This window comes from Pseudoalteromonas sp. Hal040, from assembly GCF_037162425.1.
Lineage (GTDB): Bacteria > Pseudomonadota > Gammaproteobacteria > Enterobacterales > Alteromonadaceae > Pseudoalteromonas > Pseudoalteromonas gelatinilytica.
Genome location: NZ_JARLUU010000001.1, coordinates 805555 through 825551, shown reverse-complemented (window position 1 = coordinate 825551; position 19997 = coordinate 805555). Strand labels below are relative to the sequence as shown.

19 protein-coding genes are annotated in these 19997 nt (G+C 41.2%); 12 read left to right on the top strand and 7 right to left on the bottom strand.

Translation table 11 applies throughout. The features are described from left to right. The first annotated feature begins 210 nt into the window (after nt 1–210). From trmB to arcA, 5 genes are all read left to right on the top strand, one after another. On the top strand, nt 211–936 hold the full coding sequence (gene trmB / locus P4S60_RS03750) for a tRNA (guanosine(46)-N7)-methyltransferase TrmB (protein ID WP_063703496.1): 726 nt from the start codon (nt 211–213) through the stop codon (nt 934–936). Between the two features lie 17 nt (nt 937–953). Continuing rightward, complete coding sequence (locus tag P4S60_RS03745) at nt 954–1982, top strand: methyltransferase (protein WP_337115046.1); 1029 nt, start codon at nt 954–956, stop codon at nt 1980–1982. 118 nt (nt 1983–2100) lie between these two features. Continuing rightward, the gene (locus P4S60_RS03740; protein ID WP_337115045.1) at nt 2101–3723 is read left to right on the top strand and encodes an ATP-binding protein; all 1623 of its coding nucleotides are present in this window, start codon (nt 2101–2103) and stop codon (nt 3721–3723) included. Continuing rightward, on the top strand, nt 3723–4244 hold the full coding sequence (locus P4S60_RS03735) for a YfiR family protein (protein WP_119852302.1): 522 nt from the start codon (nt 3723–3725) through the stop codon (nt 4242–4244). The genes P4S60_RS03740 and P4S60_RS03735 overlap by 1 nt, the downstream gene beginning before the upstream one ends. Before the next feature lie 105 nt (nt 4245–4349). Then, nucleotides 4350–5066, top strand: coding sequence for a two-component system response regulator ArcA (arcA, locus tag P4S60_RS03730; protein ID WP_054551295.1), 717 nt, complete (start codon nt 4350–4352; stop codon nt 5064–5066). 6 nt (nt 5067–5072) lie between these two features. Here the strand turns inward: arcA and arcB are convergent, their stop codons facing one another. Then, nucleotides 5073–7400: an aerobic respiration two-component sensor histidine kinase ArcB gene (gene arcB / locus P4S60_RS03725; protein ID WP_337115044.1), complete on the bottom strand. Its 2328-nt coding sequence runs from the start codon at nt 7398–7400 to the stop codon at nt 5073–5075. Nucleotides 7401–7574: 174 nt separating this feature from the next. On the opposite strand from arcB, the gene folE2 reads away from it, so the two are divergent. From folE2 to P4S60_RS03705, 4 genes are all read left to right on the top strand, one after another. After that, entirely contained in the window at nt 7575–8495 is a 921-nt protein-coding gene (gene folE2, locus P4S60_RS03720; RefSeq protein ID WP_337115043.1) for a GTP cyclohydrolase FolE2, read from the top strand. Between the two features lie 79 nt (nt 8496–8574). Next, nucleotides 8575–9168: a DUF2726 domain-containing protein gene (locus P4S60_RS03715; protein ID WP_063703483.1), complete on the top strand. Its 594-nt coding sequence runs from the start codon at nt 8575–8577 to the stop codon at nt 9166–9168. Between the two features lie 103 nt (nt 9169–9271). Beyond that, nucleotides 9272–9979 carry a 5'-methylthioadenosine/S-adenosylhomocysteine nucleosidase gene (gene mtnN / locus P4S60_RS03710; RefSeq protein ID WP_337115042.1) on the top strand — a complete coding sequence of 236 codons (708 nt, stop codon included), beginning with the start codon at nt 9272–9274 and terminating at the stop codon, nt 9977–9979. A 1-nt stretch (nt 9980) separates the two neighbouring features. Then, on the top strand, nt 9981–10931 hold the full coding sequence (locus P4S60_RS03705; protein WP_119852303.1) for a cobalamin biosynthesis protein CobD/CbiB: 951 nt from the start codon (nt 9981–9983) through the stop codon (nt 10929–10931). A 57-nt stretch (nt 10932–10988) separates the two neighbouring features. On the opposite strand, the gene tyrS is transcribed toward P4S60_RS03705, so the two are convergent. After that, nucleotides 10989–12188, bottom strand: a complete 1200-nt coding sequence (tyrS, locus tag P4S60_RS03700) for a tyrosine--tRNA ligase (RefSeq protein WP_063703477.1) — start codon at nt 12186–12188, stop codon at nt 10989–10991. Between the two features lie 398 nt (nt 12189–12586). Here tyrS and P4S60_RS03695 point away from each other — a divergent pair, with 398 nt between their 5' ends. Then, nucleotides 12587–13903, top strand: coding sequence for a peptidoglycan DD-metalloendopeptidase family protein (locus P4S60_RS03695; RefSeq protein WP_337115041.1), 1317 nt, complete (start codon nt 12587–12589; stop codon nt 13901–13903). 60 nt (nt 13904–13963) lie between these two features. Here the strand turns inward: P4S60_RS03695 and P4S60_RS03690 are convergent, their stop codons facing one another. From P4S60_RS03690 to P4S60_RS03675, 4 genes are all read right to left on the bottom strand, one after another. Further along, nucleotides 13964–14146, bottom strand: coding sequence for a hypothetical protein (locus P4S60_RS03690; RefSeq protein ID WP_105174788.1), 183 nt, complete (start codon nt 14144–14146; stop codon nt 13964–13966). A 378-nt stretch (nt 14147–14524) separates the two neighbouring features. Next, nucleotides 14525–15655: a sodium ion-translocating decarboxylase subunit beta gene (locus P4S60_RS03685; RefSeq protein ID WP_337115040.1), complete on the bottom strand. Its 1131-nt coding sequence runs from the start codon at nt 15653–15655 to the stop codon at nt 14525–14527. Between the two features lie 10 nt (nt 15656–15665). Then, nucleotides 15666–17438, bottom strand: coding sequence for a sodium-extruding oxaloacetate decarboxylase subunit alpha (gene oadA, locus P4S60_RS03680; RefSeq protein WP_337115039.1), 1773 nt, complete (start codon nt 17436–17438; stop codon nt 15666–15668). Between the two features lie 15 nt (nt 17439–17453). Next, nucleotides 17454–17702, bottom strand: a complete 249-nt coding sequence (locus P4S60_RS03675; RefSeq protein ID WP_063703466.1) for an OadG family protein — start codon at nt 17700–17702, stop codon at nt 17454–17456. A gap of 533 nt (nt 17703–18235) precedes the next feature. Here P4S60_RS03675 and P4S60_RS03670 point away from each other — a divergent pair. Together P4S60_RS03670 and P4S60_RS03665 are read left to right on the top strand one after the other, a co-directional pair. Next, nucleotides 18236–18409: a DUF1328 domain-containing protein gene (locus tag P4S60_RS03670; RefSeq protein ID WP_064971747.1), complete on the top strand. Its 174-nt coding sequence runs from the start codon at nt 18236–18238 to the stop codon at nt 18407–18409. Between the two features lie 51 nt (nt 18410–18460). Continuing rightward, nucleotides 18461–18652: a hypothetical protein gene (locus P4S60_RS03665; RefSeq protein ID WP_337115038.1), complete on the top strand. Its 192-nt coding sequence runs from the start codon at nt 18461–18463 to the stop codon at nt 18650–18652. A gap of 417 nt (nt 18653–19069) precedes the next feature. On the opposite strand, the gene P4S60_RS03660 is transcribed toward P4S60_RS03665, so the two are convergent. After that, a complete protein-coding gene (locus P4S60_RS03660; RefSeq protein ID WP_337115037.1) occupies nt 19070–19993 on the bottom strand; it encodes a hypothetical protein in 924 nt (307 codons plus the stop codon). Nucleotides 19994–19997: the final 4 nt, after the last annotated feature.

Sequence of the window (19997 nt, the reverse complement as noted above, 5' to 3'; positions counted from 1 at the left end):
ACATCTTTACTTACTGAAGCTCATTGCGGCCAAGTCTATTGCAGTTAGTTAGGCCAAGCAAGTCGAACGGGCTTTGCCATGCCCAAATAGCCAACGCACTGGCGCACAATTAAGCTAGAAAGATAAACCCTACTATTGTACTCAAGGCGCTGGTCAGGGATAATACGCAACCTTTTTCTATAGTCAGTGTTTTTTATCAGGCCAAATTATATGAGTGACTCAAGTAACCCAAACCTCGAGCAAGCAAAGCTAGAGGGTAAATATATCCGCACTATTCGTAGTTTCGTTAAGCGCGAAGGTCGCCTAACAAAAGGCCAAGCAGCTGCCATCGAAAAGTGTTGGCCGACCATGGGCCTTGAGCACAAAAATGGCTTGCTCGACCTAGCACAAGTGTTTGGTAACGATAACGATATCGTACTAGAAATCGGCTTTGGTATGGGTAAGTCGCTCGTTGAAATGGCTAAAAACGCACCTGAACTTAACTTTATTGGTATTGAAGTTCATCGCCCAGGTGTAGGTGCTTGTTTAATGGACGCCGATGAAGCTGGTATTACTAACCTACGTGTGTTCGAGCACGATGCTATTGAAGTACTTGCTGACTGTATTGCTGATGAAAGCTTATCTAAACTGCAATTATTCTTCCCTGATCCATGGCATAAAAAGCGTCACCACAAGCGTCGTATTGTGCAGCCTGAGTTTGCACAAAAATTACGTAGCAAATTAAAAATTGGCGGTGTTTTCCATATGGCGACTGACTGGGAAAACTATGCAGAGCATATGCTAGAAGTAATGCAAGTTGCTGAAGGTTACCAAAACCAGTCAGAAACTAACGATTACGTTCCTCGCCCAGATTCACGTCCATTGACGAAATTTGAGCAACGCGGTCACCGTTTAGGTCACGGCGTGTGGGATTTAATGTTTGAGCGTACAAAGTAAGATAAGGTAAAAGCAGCATGAGTAAGTTAACCAACCCAAGTTTATTATTACTTCGAAATGAAGACGAACTTGTTGGAAAATCAATTTTAGTGGTTAACTTTGAGCAAGATGGCTTTTTACGTGAACTTAAAACGCTTAACCCTGACGCAAAGATTATTGCGTTCAGTTATAACCACGCAAATGCCATGTATGCTAGCAAAATTGCTGGCGTACATGCTGTGGTTGATCACACCATCCCCCATGGTAACTACGATTTAGTAATCTACTATTATCCAAAAGCAAAGCCAGAAGCACTGATGTGCCTTGATAACATTCGTGCTGTTTGTCATCAAGATGCGCAACTTTTTGTGGTAGGTGAAAATAAAAGTGGTGTTAAATCAGCAGAGAAACAACTAAAAGACCACTGTGGCTTTAGTAACAAAATCGATAGTGCCAAGCACTGTATTTTGTATTTATTCTCTGAGCTTACGCTAAACGATAACTTTGCTATCAGCCGCTACCACAAACAATTCCAAGTGAAAGCCGGTGATATTGAATTTACTGCTATCAGTGTACCGGGCGTATTTAACCATGGTGCGCTTGATGTGGGCACTGCAGTACTACTTAATAATGCGCCGAGGATTAGCCAGGGTAAAGTACTCGACTTTGCATGTGGTGCAGGCATTATTGCTACTTACTTAGGTTTAAAAGCGCCTGAACTTGAATTTGTGTGTAGCGATGTAAGTGCCCTTGCAACTTACGCCACTGAGCAAACCCTTGCGCTCAATAACCTTAAAGGCGAAGCGGTATTAAGTGATGGTTTAGCAGATATTAGTGGTAAGTTTGATTTAATTATCAGTAACCCACCGTTCCATACGGGGATTGCCACAGATTACACCATTGCAGAAGCATTTCTTAGCTCAGCAAAACAGCATTTAAGTAAGCAAGGCAAGTTAACCATAGTCGCAAATAGCTTCTTGAAATACCCACCCATTTTAGAAGCGCAATTTGGTCAGTACAGCACCGACTTTAAAAACACTAAATTTGCCGTTTACTCAGCTAAGTAAAAGCTGAGTAAATAGCTTATTCGTTGCAAAAATATTTTTTAAAATATTTAGTTACTTTTTAATGTCTTTGCTAGACTAAACTCTTACTAATAACAAAAATTCTGGCCTACTATAGCGCATGTCAATATTCTCGACACAAACAAGTATTCGTAAAGCGTTGACTAACGCGGTAATGCTAGTCACTGCGTTATGCTTGTCTTTGTCTATTTCTATATCGACTTACCTAGATGTAAAAGAGCAAAAAGCGCTGATTGTCGATAAAATCTCTATCCTATCGAAAATAATCGCCTACAACGCCCAAATCACCGTGTTGTTTGACGATAACGAAACCGAATCCGAGCGCTTAAAGTCATTCGAATCTGTGCCCCTTATTAAAAATATCCACATCTATTCAATCGATGAGTTATCAAACGAGCCAGTGTTTTTTAGCAGCTTTAATGCCAATAGAACCCCGCCTGTGCCTATCAAAGTCAGTAGTATTGATAATTTATTAGAGCCACGCTTTAAAGATAAAGATATTGAGCTTATCACCCCGATTGTCTACGAAGGCAATACCATTGGTTATGTGTATGTTCGCGGTGGCTTAGACAGACTCAATCAATATATTAATCGTAAAATTATCATCGATATTTTACTTACCCTTTTCGTTTTAGTGTTGGTGTACTTTGTTGCTCGACGTATTCAAAAACGTATTGCAAACCCTATTGATGAATTAAGTAACTTGCTGCAAGACGTGTCGAAAAACCATAACTATGAAACCCGCGCGCAAAAAACCAATATCGATGAAATAAACCAGCTTGCAAGCAGCTTAAACATCATGCTTGCGCGTACTCAAAATCAAATTCAGCGTCACGAAAAAGACAAACAAGAAATTAAACAGCTCAACCAAAGCCTTGAAGAAAAAGTAAACCAGCGCACTATCGCCTTACGGGAAGCAAACCAAGAGCTACTTAATACCCTTGAGCGAATGCACCAATACCAAAACCAAATCGTCGAGAACGAAAAGATGGCATCATTAGGCCAAATGGTTGCCGGTGTTGCTCATGAGGTTAACACGCCTATTGGGTTAGGTATTACAGGCTCAACACTGTTACGTGACAAGCTGGCAGAAATACACGCACAATTTGAACAAAAAACCTTAACATCGACGCACTTAAAACGCTTTATAACGGATGGTATCGAAAACCTCGACCTAATCTATCGCAATCTAAATCGCGCCGCAGAGCTGGTATCTAGCTTTAAGAAAGTAGCCGTTAATCAAGATGTCGAGATCTCCACCAAAATCAACTTACATAACTTATTAAGTGATGTAGTCATGTCGATGCGCTCAGAAATTCAATACCGTAATCCTAAGGTCACGATTAACTGCAACAATGATGTCAGTATTGAAACCAAATCTGGACCGTTACAACAAGTGTTACAGCAGCTGTTAAGTAACTCTGTGATCCACGCATTTAGCGATGATCAAGATAACGAAATCACCTTCAATGTTGAGCGCAACGAAAGCAGTTTAATCATTCACTACTTCGATAACGGCAGTGGTGTAGACAAATCGATCCGCAAACGAATTTTCGATCCTTTCGTGACCACCAAACGGGGTGAAGGTGGCAGTGGTTTGGGCATGCACCTCGTTTATAATTTAGTGACCCAAGCACTTGGCGGTAGCATCATATTTGATGAGCTGGCTCAACAAGGCGCACATTTTATTATTACTCTGCCATTGCAAGAAGGTACAGCGTAATGAGATTTGTATGTTGTATCTTATTAGCTTTACTTGTCGTTTGCCCTGCATTTGCCAAATCACCAGACCAAGTTAAGTCAGCGTTTTTATATCAAATAGCGAAGTTCACAAAGTTTAATGATCAACTGGATCCACCTGCTATTACGTTTTGTTTTTATGATCTAGAAAAAGGTCCAGGCGCCTTCCTCAAAGATAGAAATGAACTGCAAATTAACAAAAAACCTATTCACGTTAAATTAGTGAAAAAAACCCAGCAAATTTCTGAACTTTCTCAAGTTTGTGATATCACATACATTGATGAAACATTAGAAAATGATATACTTCCACTTTGGACCGATACAATTTCATTGGATACTTTAACAATAGGTGAAAGTATCAGCTTTTTAGAAAATGGCGGTATAGCCTCACTGGTTCAAGAAGGAAATAAAATCCGACTGTATATCAATAAGCAGCACGTATTGCAGCATAACTTTAAAGTGCAATCTCGATTGTTAGCTATGGCTAAGTTTTATCCAAATTGATTTTACTTGTTAACAATTGGATCTAATCCTATAATCTCTAGTATTCGGTTTTGCTTGATAATACCGAATTTTTGTAAATAAAATTTCCGAAAAGGTTAATATACAATGCAAACGCCAGTCATTCTGATCGTAGAGGATGAAGACGTAACTCGACTAAACCTCGTTAGTTTATTTGAAGCTGAAGGTTACAAAGTTATTGAAGCCATTGATGGCGATGATATGCATGACAAGCTTACAAATAATGATGATGTGAACCTTGTAGTTATGGACATCAACCTGCCAGGTAAAAACGGGCTAATCTTAGCGCGTGAATTACGTCAAAAACGTAACGTTGGTTTAATATTCTTAACAGGTCGTGACAACGACGTTGATCGCATTTTAGGTCTTGAAATTGGTGCTGATGATTACATCACTAAACCATTCAACCCTCGCGAATTAACTATTCGTGCTCGTAACCTTATTTCGCGCACAGCCCTTGGTGGCGAAGAAGCGAATATCGAAACAAATGGTGTTATTACATTTAACGGTTGGGAACTTGATGAAAACAGCCGTTGTTTAACATCTCCAAGTGGCGACGCTAAACGTTTACCTAAAGGTGAATACCGTGCGCTACGCTTAATGCTTGACTCACCGGGCCGTATTTTCAGCCGTGAGCAATTAATCAAGCACATGACTGGCCGTGAGCTTCGCGCTAACGACCGTACTGTAGACGTAACAATTCGTCGTATCAGAAAACACTTTGAAAGCGATAACAGCACATCTGAGCTGATCAGCACCATCCATGGTGAAGGCTACCGCTTCATTGGTAAAATCGACAGCTAATTAGAATTAATCTTCTAACTGCTGTAAGAATAATTGGAGGGCGTCACGCCCTTCATTTATTTTCACTGCTAATTCATCCAGCCACTGCTGTAACTCTTCACTACTTTCTTCAAGCGCGCCGTGTTCCATCTTCTTAGCATGTAATTGCACATCGTTTAAACCTACAGAGCCAGCTGCACCTTTTAATTTGTGTGCCACCGATTTGTAGTCTTCTCTATCATCTGCCGCTAAGGCATCTGCAAGCTCAGTTTGATACTGAGGGTTTAACTTGCTAAATAACTCACAACTACGATTAAAGATCACCAGCCCCATTGAGCCTACAAAATCTTCGATAGTTTCAATATCAAGTAACTCAACACGAATACCCGATAAATCTTTTTCAGCTACCGCTTTTATTGGCTCTGGCTGACAGTTTTTCTGCTGTTTAATATCGAATAGCTCGCTGAGCATTTTATCGAGTTTAGTGGTGTTGATGGGCTTAGCGAGTGCACCTTGAATATTAATACCTGCAAGCTCTTCTTCGGCACTACGCACGTTGGCAGTCAAAGCAACGATTGGCAGGTTATCAAAATGCTCATCGTCACGAATTTGACGAGCCACTTCATCACCATTGATATCAGGTAACTGCATATCAAGCAGAACAAGGTCTAAGTCATCTTCTGTGTAGACAAACGACAGCGCATCTTCACCGGTTTCAGCCCAAATAACTTCGTAGCCACGCTGCTCAAGTAAGTTAGTAGCAATTTCGGCATTTAGCGGTACATCTTCAACTAACAGAATGTTTAAGCTGCGCACTGCATAATTTTGCTCTGTTGGCGCAATACAAAGCTTAAGCGGTATTTCAACAACAAAAACACTGCCCTCACCTTCCGTACTACTGACATGGATTTCACCTTTCATAGCACTAACAAGCGCTTTTGTTACCGCAAGGCCGATACCAGAGCCAATAGCATTGGTGCCGTTGATATCTGGCGCTTTGTAGTACATGTCAAAGATACGATGTAGCTGCTCTTGTGGAATACCTTGGCCCGTGTCGCTAACACGCATCACTAACCATGGACCATCAGGACGATTCTCACGACGACACTCAAGCTCTACATGACCTTGCTGAGTGAACTTAACGGCATTGTTAATCAGGTTCCAAACAACCTGACGTAAACGAGTCGGATCAAGGGACGCATATACATCTAGCGTTCCCTTACGTTTAATATTGAACTCTAGTCCCTTTTGTTCTGCAATTAAGCCAGCGAAGTTCACTACGTCATTAATGAAGTCAGCCACATTGACTGAGTCAGCAACAATATCGAGCTGCTCACGGTCAATTTTATCCAAGTCGATAATATCGTTAAAAATATTGCCAAGGGTTTCGGCGCTTGAAAATACCGTGTTACACCAGCTTCGTTGTTGTTTATCAAGTTCTGTATCAAGTAGCATGCGAGTTAGACCCACAATACCGTTAAGCGGTGTTCTTAATTCGTGGCTCAAGGTTGCAATGAACTTACCTTTATCTTTATAAGCTGCTTCAAGGGCTTGAGCCGCCTCTTTACGACTGGTGATATCACGGCCAAAGGCAAGCAAACCAATATACTCACCTTTTTCATTAATGAAGGGTAACTTACGCATTTCAAACCAGCGCTTTTCACCATCAACGGGGTATTCAACGTCGAGCGTCAAGGCTTGATGGGTTTGAGATACTTTTTTATCGGTGCGCAGCACTTCTGGCAAATAATCGCTTGGGTAGATGTCTTCGACACTCTTGCCAATTAGCTCATCACTGGTTTTTCCGATCACTTGTTCAAACATTTTATTACAGCCAGCAAACACGCCGTTGTTATCGCGGTAATAAAATAAATCGGGAGACGAGTCGACAATAGATCGCAATAACATGCCCTGTTGTGCAAGCTCTTGTTGGGTTTTCTTACGCTCGGCGATTTCGCGTCTGAGTTCTTCAATCGCTCTATGCTTGGCATGAAACGCCATTTTACGCTCATCAATCTCTTCGTTTAAGCGACTGATATTGTCTTTTAGTGTTTGGTTAAGCAGTTTTTCTTGTTTGGTTGCGCTATCTAAATAACTGTAAGAGGCTTCTAACTGACGAATCGAATTAAGCAGCACAGTAATTAAAATCGGTGATACTACTGCGGTAAAAAACATCACCGCCAAAACATCAACTAAAGTCACCGTACCAACCGCTACATAATAAAACATGCACGATAAGATCAGCGACATGACCAATAATAAGGCGTAACAGGCAGCGGCAGTTTTAAACTCACCGTATTTAGAAATAAAGCTTGAGAGTGTGCGAGCCCACGGACTCAAAGAAGAATCAATCATATATTAAAGCTTAGGCACATAATCGAAAAAAAACAGCATAGCTAATTTTATCACTATTCCTTTAGAAATATTCATATTGTGCGATAAACATAGAATTTTTTCATCAACGCCGCTTTTTTATATTTTTTCATGTAAAATACCGCGCTTTAATAATTGCAAAGAATGAGTATTACCATGCAAACCACAATGCCAGATATTGCTGATACGGCTCCCGCCTTACAAACAGGTAAATTAGACTGGGTTGGCATGGGCGAAATTGAACTTCCTTTCATTTTTGAAACTCGCAATATTGCCCCTGTAAATGTAATTGCCAAAGCGCGCGCTTTTGTAAACTTGCATAAAGAAGACGCCAAAGGCATTCATATGTCGCGTTTATTTCTAGCCCTTGATACCTTATCAACCGAGCAGCAAGTTAATCCGCAAACACTTGCGCAAGCACTTGATGCCTTTATTAGTAGCCATGATGATTTAAGCGACCAAGCGCAAATTGAATTTAAATTTGAGCTGCCATTACGTCGTAAATCGTTATTAAGCGGCAAAGTAGGCTGGAAAAACTACCCTATTCATCTGATCGCTAAAATCAATCAAGGCGTTTTAAGCTTTGAGCTGATGGTTGATGTAACCTACTCATCAACATGCCCATGCTCAGCGGCCCTTGCGCGTCAGTTAATTCAAAATGCATTTAGTGAAAAATTTGCAGAGCAACATGTTGATAAGCAAACTGTTCTAGAATGGCTAGGCACAACGGATGGGATTGTTGCTACACCACATTCACAGCGTTCAATTGCAAACGTGAAAGTAAAACTCGACAGCCAAATTGACAGTTTTGATGTGGTTGGCTTAATTGATGCTTTAGAAGCTGAGCTAAAGACGCCTGTTCAAGCGGCAGTTAAACGTGAAGATGAGCAAGAGTTTGCCCGCTTAAATGGTCAAAACCTCATGTTCTGTGAAGATGCTGCGCGTAAAATTAAAGGCTTACTTGAAGAGCAAAACTACGCAGATTACTGGCTGCAAATAAACCACTACGAATCACTTCATGCCCATGATGCCGTGGCAATCGCTGTTAAAGGTATCGCAGGCGGATACACAGCTTAAAAATTTCGGGTAACTTCTCACTTAGGCACGCTAATTGCTATTTATTTTCAGTGTCAATTTGTTGTTGTGGAGTTACCGTATGGAATTCGCTTTATTATCAATTTTAGTTTTAGTCGTAGTAGCCTCTGTTGTTGCGTCAAAGTTTACCGATGAAGGCGGAAACCCTTACCCTTTCACTCGTAAACAAACTGTTTTTACGCAAGTGGAGAGTGCATTTTTACATCTTCTTGAACGTGCTGTTGGCGATCAATATAAAATTGTTAGCCGCGTTAAACTCATTGATTTAATTGACTGTAAGCAAGGCTTATCTGTCAAAGCTAAGCGTGCAGCAATGGCAAAAGCCAAAAATAAACAGCTCGACTATGTGCTCATCGACAAAGACAAACTCACCATTGTTGCTGCTGTTGATTTAGTAAATAACACCAACCGCGACGGTCACAAGGCCCAGCGTGATTGGTTTGTAAGTGGCGCATTAGAAGCTGCCGGTATTCCGCATATTCGTATGAAAGTGAAATCTGGCTATCAACCAAGAGAAGTGCGTGATGCTATCATGTTTAAACTTGGTAAACCTGCAGCAGCACCAATTAGACCTTCGCGTAACCGCGTAACAAAACCAGCTGTATTATCACCATCTCAAGCAAAAGCACACTCAACGGCGCTTGCTGAAATATAGCCCGTCATAAATTTGGCAAAAGCAGACTTTAAGGTCTGCTTTTTTGTTTGTTTTAGACATTTTTAGGTATAATCACCCTATTCAACCTAAGGAATCAAATATTATGCACGTTGGTATTATTGGCGCGATGGAGCCAGAAGTAAAAATCTTACGCGAAGCGATGGTAAACCCAAGCATCATGACTAAAGCTGGTTTTACATTTTACACGGGTGAATTAGCAGGTAACAAAGTTACTTTAGTTCAATCTGGTATTGGTAAAGTAGCCTCTGCTGTTGCAACTACACTGCTAATCGATAACTTCAGCCCTGATTGTGTGATCAACACAGGTTCTGCAGGTGGTTTTGAGCCATCATTAAATGTGGGCGATGTCGTTATTTCTTCAGAAGTACGCCACCATGACGTAGACGTTACTGCATTCGGTTACGAAATCGGCCAAGTACCACAAATGCCAGCTGGCTTTGCTGCACACCCTAAACTGATTGAAGCAGCAGAGCAAAGTGTTAGCCAGATCAGTGATGTTAAAACCATGATTGGCCTTATTTGTACTGGTGATTCATTCATGTGTGACCCAGTACGAATTGAAAAAACACGCGCTGAATTCCCAACTATGCTTGCAGTAGAAATGGAAGGCGCAGCAATTGCACAGGCTTGTCACGTGCTAGAAACACCATTTGTTGTTATTCGTTCAATGTCTGACATTGCTGGCAAAGAGTCGCCGCAATCATTTGAAGAGTATATCGAAACTGCATCTATCAACTCATCTAAAATGGTTGTTGCTCTTTTAGAGAAACTGACGTCGGTGAGTTTATAAGGTGATTGCAAATATTGTTCAAAACCATTTGGACATTATTGTATTTTTTGTAGCGCTCTTTGCTGAGCGCTTTTTTCCTTTGGTAAGTTGGTATCATCCGAATACCTTTTTAAGCGTTATTTTCTCTGCCCTCGGCGAGCGTTTATACAGCCCCGCGAACCCCAAAAGTTATCAATATTTAGCCTCAACACTGGCTTTTAGCTTCACTGTTTTAGTTATAGTCACCTTGGTTGTGCTGTTTTTAGAGTTTGCCTTTTACCCCGAGTTATTAAATGGTTTAATTTTATATTTGTTACTCAGTAGCCGCGCTCAAGAGAAGAAATCATTACGTATTGCAAGGCTACTTAAGCTCAATCAAAAAGCCACCGCCAGAGAGCTAGTAGCTAGCCTTGTTGCCCGTGATGTATCGCGTTTATCTGCCCCAGGCATTTGTAAAGCAACCATGGAATCGCTGGTGCTACAAAGTGCGCGGCATTATTTTGCCGTTATATTCTTTTATCTGCTAGGCGGCGCTATCCTTGCTTTGGTTTATCGCTTACTCACATTAATGCATCAAGCATGGCGTAAGAATCGTAAGCCAAATAACCCGTTTTTAACGACCATTGCTAAGTTACTGTTTGTATTGGAGTGGTTACCCATTCGGTTAGTTGCATTAACTATTGCGGCAACCAATGCCAGCAAGCAGAGCATTCATTATATTAAGCACTATGGCAGACACTTTTATCAAACCAATACAGGGTGGCTGTTAAGTGTTACATCGGCTGCCTTGCAAGTGCAGTTAGGTGGCCCAGCCCTATACCAAGGTGAGCGCTTTAATAAAATGCGCGTCGGTACTGACCGCCTACCAAATGCCGATGATATTCCCGCTTTAGTGAATCGTTTAAATCAAGCGAAAGCATTTTGGTTACTGCTTATCATTGCCATTGAAGTCGCTACGCTGTTTATTAGCTGAGAAAAAGCACAAAAAAACCAGCCGCAGCTGGTTTTTTATACTAATTAACTTACTTAATTAAGCTAAGGTGATTTTAGCAAACTTACGTTTACCAACTTGGTAAATCTGTGTTGTGCCTTTAGCAACTTCAAGCTTAGTATCCGTTACTTTTTCTTCACCATTAATCTTTACAGCGCCTTGTTTAATCATACGCATAGCTTCTGATGTACTTGCTACAAGGTTAGCTTCTTTTAGTAAATTAGTGATGAACACAGTGTCTTCAGCAATAGTTACTGTTACTTCTGGGATCTCATCTGGCAATGCATTTTTTTGGAAACGCTTGATGAAATCTTGATGTGCACCTTCAGCAGCGTCTTCACTGTGGAAACGTGCAATCAGTTCTTTTGCTAATTCAATTTTAATGTCGCGCGGGTTTGCACCATCAGCAACACGTTGTTTAAGTGCAGCAATCTCTTCGATTGATAATGCACTTAATAAATCGTAGTAACGCCACATTAGCTCATCGCTGATAGACATAACTTTACCAAACATGTCGTTTGGCTCATCAGTAATACCAATGTAGTTACCTAATGACTTAGACATTTTTTGAACGCCGTCAGTACCTTCAAGCAGTGGCATCATGAGTACTGTTTGTGGCTTTTGGCCTTCGTCTTTTTGTAATTCACGACCCATTAATAGGTTAAAGCGTTGGTCTGTACCGCCAAGCTCAACATCAGCTTCTAATGCAACTGAGTCCCAACCTTGTACCAGTGGATATAAAAATTCGTGGATCGCAATTGATTGGCCGCCGGCATAACGCTTTTTAAAGTCATCACGTTCTAGCATACGTGCTACTGTTTGACGCGCAGCCAGTTTAATCATACCTGCTGCACCTAAGTTCTCCATCCACGTAGAGTTAAATGCAACAGTCGTTTTTGCAGGATCAAGAATTTTAAATACTTGCTCTTTATATGTTTCAGCGTTAGCTAATACATCTTCACGAGTTAATGGCTTACGTGTAACGTTTTTACCCGTTGGATCACCAATCATACCGGTGAAATCACCGATTAAGAAAATCACTTCATGACCTAGGTCTTGGAAGGTCTTCATTTTGTTGATAAGAACTGTGTGGCCTAAATGCAGATCAGGCGCAGTTGGATCGAAACCCGCTTTGATCTTAAGTTTCTTACCAGACTTTAGCTTTTCGACTAATTCGTCTTCAATTAATATCTCTTCTGCACCGCGTTTTATCTCAGCTAGAGCGGTTTGTAAATCCACTGTGTATTACTCCAAAAATTCAGCTACCGGGGCGTGGTGGCCTGTCAGGGTTATAAATATAGAGCTAAAAACTTTAAAATTTAGCTAGTTAGCACCAAAAAGCGACACTAGAAAAAAGCCTAACTTAAATAGTTTAAGAAACAGCCCTGAAGGCAGCGCGCATGATTGTTCTTTATACCGCGTTATTGCAATTTAATGAAGGTACTTTAGTTAACTAATGTTGATTTAGTTTAAGCCAAGGCATCTGCTGCAATTTTAACCAAAAAAGTTTAACGCGCAGGCCAATTCTAGCGTAAATTTACGCCAGTTTAAATCTACAAAACACTGGTATTTGCTCTATTTTAGGTATATCCTGCGATATTAGTATTTAAATTTCTTGACAGCAGAAAAGGCACGATATGGTTCACGTAGTGCACAAACTTCCCAAAAAACACAAACTGCTCATTCTCGGTTTGGTTTCTGCTATTGTCGGCTTGGCATTATTGCCTTCTGAAAAAGCCACCGCATCAAAGGATAACAGTGCTAACGCACTTGAAATTGGCAAACGCTACGAATTACAAGTTAAAGTTGATGATAACGAAAAACTAACTGAGCTGAATTCGGAGCAAGCAGCAGCAAAACTTCCAGAATACGAGCTTGTCGACCATGAAGTACGTAATGGCGATAATTTAGCACTTATCTTTAAACGTGCGGGTTTCTCAGCGCAAACATTACACAAATTAGTTAATACCAACGCTGAAACACGTAAGTTAACAAAAATTCACCCTGGCGAAATATTAAGCTTTGCAACCGCTGAAGATGGCTCTTTAGCGCAGCTTCGTTATGTGATTTCAAAAACAGATACCTTATACGTTACCTTAAATGACGAAGGGAACTACGACACCTCTATCGATAGCAAAGAGATTGAAACGCTGAGCAAATCTGCCGGTGGTGAGATCACAAATAGCTTTTGGACTTCGGGTATTGCCGCAGGTTTAAGCGAGCGTCAAATTATGAATTTTGCTGACATCTTTGGTTGGGATGTCGACTTTGCTAATGACATTCGTAAAGGTGACCAATTTGGTCTTATTTACGAAGCTCACTATGTTGATGGTGAATACATTGGCGACGGTAAAATTATTGCCGCAGAGTTTATTAACCAGGGTGAGCGTTACACTGCTATTCGTCATACCGATGGTAACTTCTATACGCCTGAAGGCCGCAGTATGAAAAAAGCTTTCTTACGTGCGCCAGTTAACTTTAAGTATATTAGTTCGAGCTTTAACCCTCGCCGTTTGCACCCAGTTACTAAAACAGTAAAACCTCACAACGGTATCGATTACGCAGCGCGTACAGGTACACCGGTTGTGTCATCGGGTAACGGTAAAGTAATTAAAGCAGGTTACAGCAAATACAATGGTAACTATGTATTTATTAGCCATGGCACTCAGTATGTAACTAAGTACTTACACTTAAATAAGAAAATGGTTAAAACTGGCCAGAAAGTAAAACAAGGTCAGAAGATTGGTACTGTTGGTGCGACAGGTCGAGTAACTGGCCCACACTTACATTATGAATTCTTAGTAAACGGTGTACACCGTAATCCGAAAACGGTCAAACTTCCTAAATCAGAGCCATTACCGCGCGATGAGTTAGCTAAGTTTAAACCGATTGCTGATAACTTCTTAGCGCAATTACAACGCAACCGCGAATTGCAATTAGCGTTAAATAAGTAAGCTTCTAATATAAAAAAGCCGCTCCAGGAAACTGCAGCGGCTTTTTTAATATCTTTAATTTTACTGCTTCCAAAGCAGTACATAGATAAGCTGTATAACTAACGAAATCATCACCAAGGGCCAAACATACTTGGCATATTTAGTTGCTTTATCAAGCCCCGTTCTAGCGCTGTACTTTTCAAGCAGTGGCACCAAAATCACTAACGCCACAAACAAACACAGCAAAATCACAAATACATTCACTAGGCTTCCTTTCTTGTAGAATTTTAAGGTTCACTATACCTAAATTGAAGGCAAAAAAAAGCGCAGTAAAATTACTGCGCCAGTCGGTTGGAAGTAAAACGACTTAATATACCCAAACCACCTCTAGGTGCGAGTTTCAGTTGGAATTAAAAGCGATTTAGGCAAGGCATTGATTGCAAGTAATAGTGGTTCTATTGTTAAAATCAATAACGCAGTATAAATCGCTTTTAAACCAACCCTTTAGGCGCTTCACAGGCACTTACTCTCATCGTTGTTACTTCTTAAAAGGGACTACCATTCTTGCAAAGTAACGCCTTGATATTAAGCACCTGTGAAACGCTGAATTCTGCATCTTGAGGCGGCTTGGGTATAATGTTGTTAGCCAACAATTGCTAACAAAATACCTGCTGCAACGGCACTTCCTAATACCCCTGCTACATTTGGTCCCATGGCATGCATCAACAAGAAGTTATGCGGGTTGCTCTCAAGGCCTACCTTATTAACCACCCGTGCGGCCATTGGTACCGCTGATACACCCGCTGCACCTACTAACGGGTTGATTGGCGATTTAGAGAATTTATTCAGGCCCTTCGCCATAAACACCCCTGATGCTGTACCAATTGCAAAGGCCAGTGCACCTAATACCAAAATACCAATCGTTTCTACGGTTAAGAACTTATCTGCCGCAAGCTTTGAGCCTACCGCTAAGCCTAAGAAAATAGTGGTAATGTTGATGATTTCGTTTTGTGCACTATTACTTAAACGATCAACCACGCCCGATTCACGCATCAAGTTACCTAAGCAGAACATACCTACCAGCGGTGTTGCTGCAGGTAAAAACAAGATGGTTAAACTAAGCACCATTAACGGAAAAACAATTTTCTCTTTTTTCGATACGGCACGAAGTTGCGGCATTTGAATTTCGCGCTCTTCTTGCGTTGTTAGTGCACGCATAATTGGCGGCTGAATAATTGGCACTAGCGCCATATAAGAATAAGCCGCTACAGCAATCGCCCCCAGTAAATCAGGTGCTAGCTTAGATGCTAAGAAAATAGCTGTTGGACCATCTGCCCCACCAATAATGGCAATTGCCGATGCGTCTTGTAGTGTAAATTCAAAGCCAGGAATATAGTTAAGTAGTATTGCACCAAATAAAGTTGCGAAAATACCAAATTGCGCAGCCGCGCCTAACAGCAACATACGCGGATTTGCTATCAGGGCACTAAAGTCTGTGAGTGCACCCACGCCCATAAAGATCAAAAGAGGGAATACCCCAGAGTCAATCCCGATATGGTACACGTAATACAAAAGACCACCCGGGTCAGATAACCCAGCAACTGGGATATTAGTTAAAATAGCCCCAAAACCAATAGGTAATAACAAAAGTGGCTCAAAGTTACGGGCGATTGCTAAATAGAGCAGCAAGCAACCAACCGCAATCATGATCAATGCCGGAAAAGTAAAGTTAGCAATACCCGTGGCATGCCAGAGGTTTAAAACACCATCCATCCTCTGTCTCCTATGCCAGCGCGATTAGCGCATCGCCAGTGGCAACAGAGTCGCCCTCTGCCACTAATACTTCTGCAACTGTGCCTGAGTGTGCGGCGCGAATTTCAGTTTCCATTTTCATCGCTTCCATAATGATAACTACATCACCTTCGTTGACGGTTTGACCTGGTTTCACTTTCACTTTGAAAATATTACCTGCCAACGGTGCATTGAGTGTTTCGCCCGCTGACGCTGACGCCGACTGTGGAATTAACTCACTGTCTTTTAGAGTTACTTCTTTAAGCTCACCACCTTGCGCTACGACGACATCGTAAACTTTACCATCAACTTTAACGCTGTACTGCTCTGCTTTTACAGGGCTTGAAACAGCAGGAGTTGCTTCAGGTTTAGCAACTTCACCCGTAGGAATTGCTTCAAATGCATCTGGGTTGTTGCGGTTTTTAATAAATTTAAGGCCTATTTGTGGGAACAATGCATAAGTAAGCACATCATCAATCACATCGTCAGCAAGCTCTAAGCCTTGCTCTTTGGCTTCGCTTAATAACTCTGCTTCTAGTTTCTCAAGCTCAGGCTCTAGCTTATCAGCAGGGCGGCACGTAATTGCTTCAGCACCCTCAAGTACTCGCTCTTGCAACTCTTTATTCATAGGCGCTGGTGTTGCACCATATTCACCTTTCAGCACACCCGCTGTTTCTTTTGTGATGGTTTTGTAACGCTCGCCAGTTAGTACATTAAGTACCGCTTGAGTACCAACAATCTGTGAGGTCGGTGTAACGAGTGGAATATAACCTAAATCTTCACGAACACGTGGGATCTCAAGTAACACTTGGTCAAGCTTATCAGCTGCACCTTGCTCTTTAAGCTGGTTTTCCATGTTAGTTAACATGCCGCCCGGTACTTGCGCTAATAAGATACGACCATCAACGCCTTTGAGGCTACCTTCAAAAGCGGCATACTTTTTACGAACATCACGGAAATAAGCAGCAATTTCTTCCAATTGGTTTAAATCAAGACCAGTATCTCGCTCTGTGCCTTCAACAATTGAAACTATGGTTTCTGTGGCGCTATGACCATAAGTCATACTCATTGATGAAATAGCCGTATCAAGCATATCGATACCTGCATCGATTGCTTTTTGGTATGTTGCAGTGCTTAAACCTGTGGTCGCATGGCATTGCATCGCAATAGGAATAGACACAGTTTCTTTTAAGCCTTTGATCAACTGCTCACAATCGTATGGCTTTAGTAAACCCGCCATATCTTTGATACAAATTGAATGGCAACCAAGATCTTCTAGTTGCTTAGCAAGTTTCAGCCACATATCAAGTGTATGCACTGGGCTTACTGTGTATGAAATTGTACCTTGAGCGTGTGCACCTACTTTTACCGCTGCTTTAATCGCGGTTTCAAGGTTACGTACATCGTTCATCGCATCGAAAATACGGAATACATCAACACCGTTTTTATGAGCTCGCTCAACAAACTTTTCGACTACATCATCAGCATAATGGCGGTAGCCTAAAAGGTTTTGCCCGCGCAGTAACATTTGCTGCTTAGTGTTTGGCATTGCAGCTTTTAGCTCGCGAATACGTTGCCAAGGGTCTTCACCTAAATAACGGATACACGAGTCAAACGTTGCACCACCCCATGATTCAATAGACCAATAACCCGCATTATCGAGTTTTTCTGCCATGGGTAACATGTCGTCTAAGCGCATACGCGTTGCCAAAAGAGACTGGTGTGCGTCACGCAATACTAATTCGGTTAGTTTTAATTTAGCCATGTTTGAGCTGCCCCGTTATTTTTGTTTATTTCGAAATTGAGCAATTGCAGCGCTGATAGCTGCAATATGTGCCTGTGGCACACCCTGTTGAGGTTGAATTTTTGCTGTTCGCGTAGGTTCTGCAGTTGCAGGATCGTCGAATCGACCCACGACTTTCGACATTAAGATCACCGCAGAAATCAAAATGCTCAGAAAAACAAACACGCCAACCATGCCTGTCACCATCAAACTGGCCGCAGTGGTGAGTAATCCACCTATATCCATACGACTCCCCTCGCTTACCTATAATAAAAAGTCATTTTTGTTAAATAATTATGCACCAATGATAACAAAGAAAATCAATTTGTATAGCACCATTGTAAATTGGTAAAACCAATTAAATTTAAAATAACATGACACACATATAATTAACACCCCACTATTCACGAATTTAAAGCCCCGTTATAGATGATATAAATAGTCAATATAGCCAGACGTTATATGCTGAACTATTAATTAATAGCAACAAAATGACTAAAAACCACACACAACAAGGCGTTAGAGCAAACCATACAAAACAAAGTTAAATTGGTCTTACCATTTTTGGTGCTTTCTTTCATTTTTCTCATGCAGCTCAATATGAAAAAATATCACTATGAATAAGTTACATGCTTACTCGTAAAAGTTACCAAATGATGACCCCTACAAATAACAACAAAACACGTAAACAACTGAAATTTAAGAGATAAACCTTCTGGCACGGAACTCGCTTTAGATATACCGAACTTAAGAAAATTTAAATAGCCAAGGAGACCACTATGTTACGCTGGACAATTACTTTTTTAGTTATCGCGTTAATCGCAGCAGTGTTAGGTTTTGGCGGTATCGCAGGAGCCGCTGCAGGCATCGCTAAGATTATCTTTTTTATATTTTTAGTATTACTTGTTATTTCGCTGGTATCAGGAGCACTTAGAGGCAGTGTCCCTAAGTAGTTAAAAGCAGATAACCATTTACTTTATTTTAAATTTACAAGGAATTTCATTATGAAAAATTCAACTTTAAAAGCCGCAACTATCGCCCTAGTTTCAGGTTTATTTATTATGGGTTGTGAAGACAACACCGCTGAAGAAGCTGGCGAACGTATTGACGAAGCAATTACTGATACACAAAATGCAGTTGAAGATGCATGTGAAGAAGTAAAAGAAGGTGTTAACGCAAAAGAAACTAACTGCTAATAACACACCTTAATTAAGAAAAGCGGCCAAGTGCCGCTTTTTTGTGTATGCGAGTTAGCGAGTTAGCGAGTTAGCGAGTTAGCGAGTTAGCGACTCTAGGCTGTAAGCTGTTTGTGTCAAGCAGTTTGCTAACTTTACTATTTCCCCTTGAAACTCGCTAACTTGTTGGGTTTCGCTCCGCTCTAACCAACCTACAGGCTCTTTTTTTAATCTGATAGCTGACGGCTGAAAGCTGATGGCTCATTTCCCCTAGAAGCTCGCTAACTTTTGGGTTTAGCTCCGCTCTAACCAACCTACCGGCTCTTTTTTTAATCTGATAGCTGATGGCTCATTTCCCTATAAACTCGCAACTTTACTCTTTCCCCTTGAAGCTCGCTAACTTGTTGGGTTTCGCTCCGCTCTAACCAACCTACGATATTACTTACAACCCATTGTAAGAGGCTTGTTTGTCGTTACACTCGCTATATGCCACTGGCCGTCAATAAAACTCACCTTAGCTACATCGCTAACAGCAAAATCACCGGGGACATTTAAGCGCGTTAAGTTACTCGCTAACTGCTGCTGGCAATATGGGCCGGTATCGCCATGCATTACAAGTACAGGCTTATTGGTGTGCTTTGCGAAGTCGCTGATGGCATCTCGGTATATTTTAAATGCATCACAATTAGAACGTTGTGATTCACTGCAAGTGGGTTTACTGGTCGGGTGGTAAATATCAGCCTGAAAGCCAAACACATAGGCCTTAGCATCCTGATGAACAAGTGCTTGTTTCAACCAAATTAAGTTGTACTTATCACGTTTGTCAGCGGCATCAAGTGCTGCGTTTTTGTCACTTTTTAAAATTTGCGAGCGGCCGTTAAAAGTGCCCGGTATATGCAAAGTACGAAATTCAATGTCATCAAACTGCCAACGAGCATTTTCTAGCATTTCAGCCTGTGTGGCATAACCCTGTAGTTGCTGTGCTTTTTGTGTATAAGCATCGTCGAACATCAAGCCTTTAACAAAGCTTAGCCGTTCAAGCTCATCAAAACGCACCGATAGCTTTTCTCGATCGCAATCTGTCCATTCATTATCACCTGGGGTGTAAATAAAAGGCTCTGTAGTCAGCGATGTTAATAACGCTTTATTTGTTTGCAAAAGCTTATTGGTGCAAGCAAGTGCTCCCGATTTCATATCACCAAGATGCATTAAAAAGCCATGGGGTGTTGCTGCGATTGCTTTAGTAATTTTTCCATCTTTGGCGAGATTAATTTCATCAATCGGGGTGTATGGCATATCGCCCATAACTAAAAAAGTATTTGTGGTCATTGCAAGTGCTAATGACATTGAACTAACAAACATACAA

What these genes read in the sequence shown, in the direction of transcription:
- trmB (WP_063703496.1), top strand. Translation starts at nt 211, where the DNA reads ATGAGTGACTCAAGTAACCCAAACCTCGAGCAAGCAAAGCTAGAGGGT.
- P4S60_RS03745 (WP_337115046.1), top strand. Translation starts at nt 954, where the DNA reads ATGAGTAAGTTAACCAACCCAAGTTTATTATTACTTCGAAATGAAGAC.
- P4S60_RS03740 (WP_337115045.1), top strand. Translation starts at nt 2,101, where the DNA reads ATGTCAATATTCTCGACACAAACAAGTATTCGTAAAGCGTTGACTAAC.
- P4S60_RS03735 (WP_119852302.1), top strand. Translation starts at nt 3,723, where the DNA reads ATGAGATTTGTATGTTGTATCTTATTAGCTTTACTTGTCGTTTGCCCT.
- arcA (WP_054551295.1), top strand. Translation starts at nt 4,350, where the DNA reads ATGCAAACGCCAGTCATTCTGATCGTAGAGGATGAAGACGTAACTCGA.
- arcB (WP_337115044.1), bottom strand. Translation starts at nt 7,400, where the DNA reads ATGATTGATTCTTCTTTGAGTCCGTGGGCTCGCACACTCTCAAGCTTT.
- folE2 (WP_337115043.1), top strand. Translation starts at nt 7,575, where the DNA reads ATGCAAACCACAATGCCAGATATTGCTGATACGGCTCCCGCCTTACAA.
- P4S60_RS03715 (WP_063703483.1), top strand. Translation starts at nt 8,575, where the DNA reads ATGGAATTCGCTTTATTATCAATTTTAGTTTTAGTCGTAGTAGCCTCT.
- mtnN (WP_337115042.1), top strand. Translation starts at nt 9,272, where the DNA reads ATGCACGTTGGTATTATTGGCGCGATGGAGCCAGAAGTAAAAATCTTA.
- P4S60_RS03695 (WP_337115041.1), top strand. Translation starts at nt 12,587, where the DNA reads ATGGTTCACGTAGTGCACAAACTTCCCAAAAAACACAAACTGCTCATT.
- P4S60_RS03685 (WP_337115040.1), bottom strand. Translation starts at nt 15,655, where the DNA reads ATGGATGGTGTTTTAAACCTCTGGCATGCCACGGGTATTGCTAACTTT.
- oadA (WP_337115039.1), bottom strand. Translation starts at nt 17,438, where the DNA reads ATGGCTAAATTAAAACTAACCGAATTAGTATTGCGTGACGCACACCAG.
- P4S60_RS03675 (WP_063703466.1), bottom strand. Translation starts at nt 17,702, where the DNA reads ATGGATATAGGTGGATTACTCACCACTGCGGCCAGTTTGATGGTGACA.
- P4S60_RS03670 (WP_064971747.1), top strand. Translation starts at nt 18,236, where the DNA reads ATGTTACGCTGGACAATTACTTTTTTAGTTATCGCGTTAATCGCAGCA.
- P4S60_RS03665 (WP_337115038.1), top strand. Translation starts at nt 18,461, where the DNA reads ATGAAAAATTCAACTTTAAAAGCCGCAACTATCGCCCTAGTTTCAGGT.
- P4S60_RS03660 (WP_337115037.1), bottom strand. Translation starts at nt 19,993, where the DNA reads ATGTTTGTTAGTTCAATGTCATTAGCACTTGCAATGACCACAAATACT.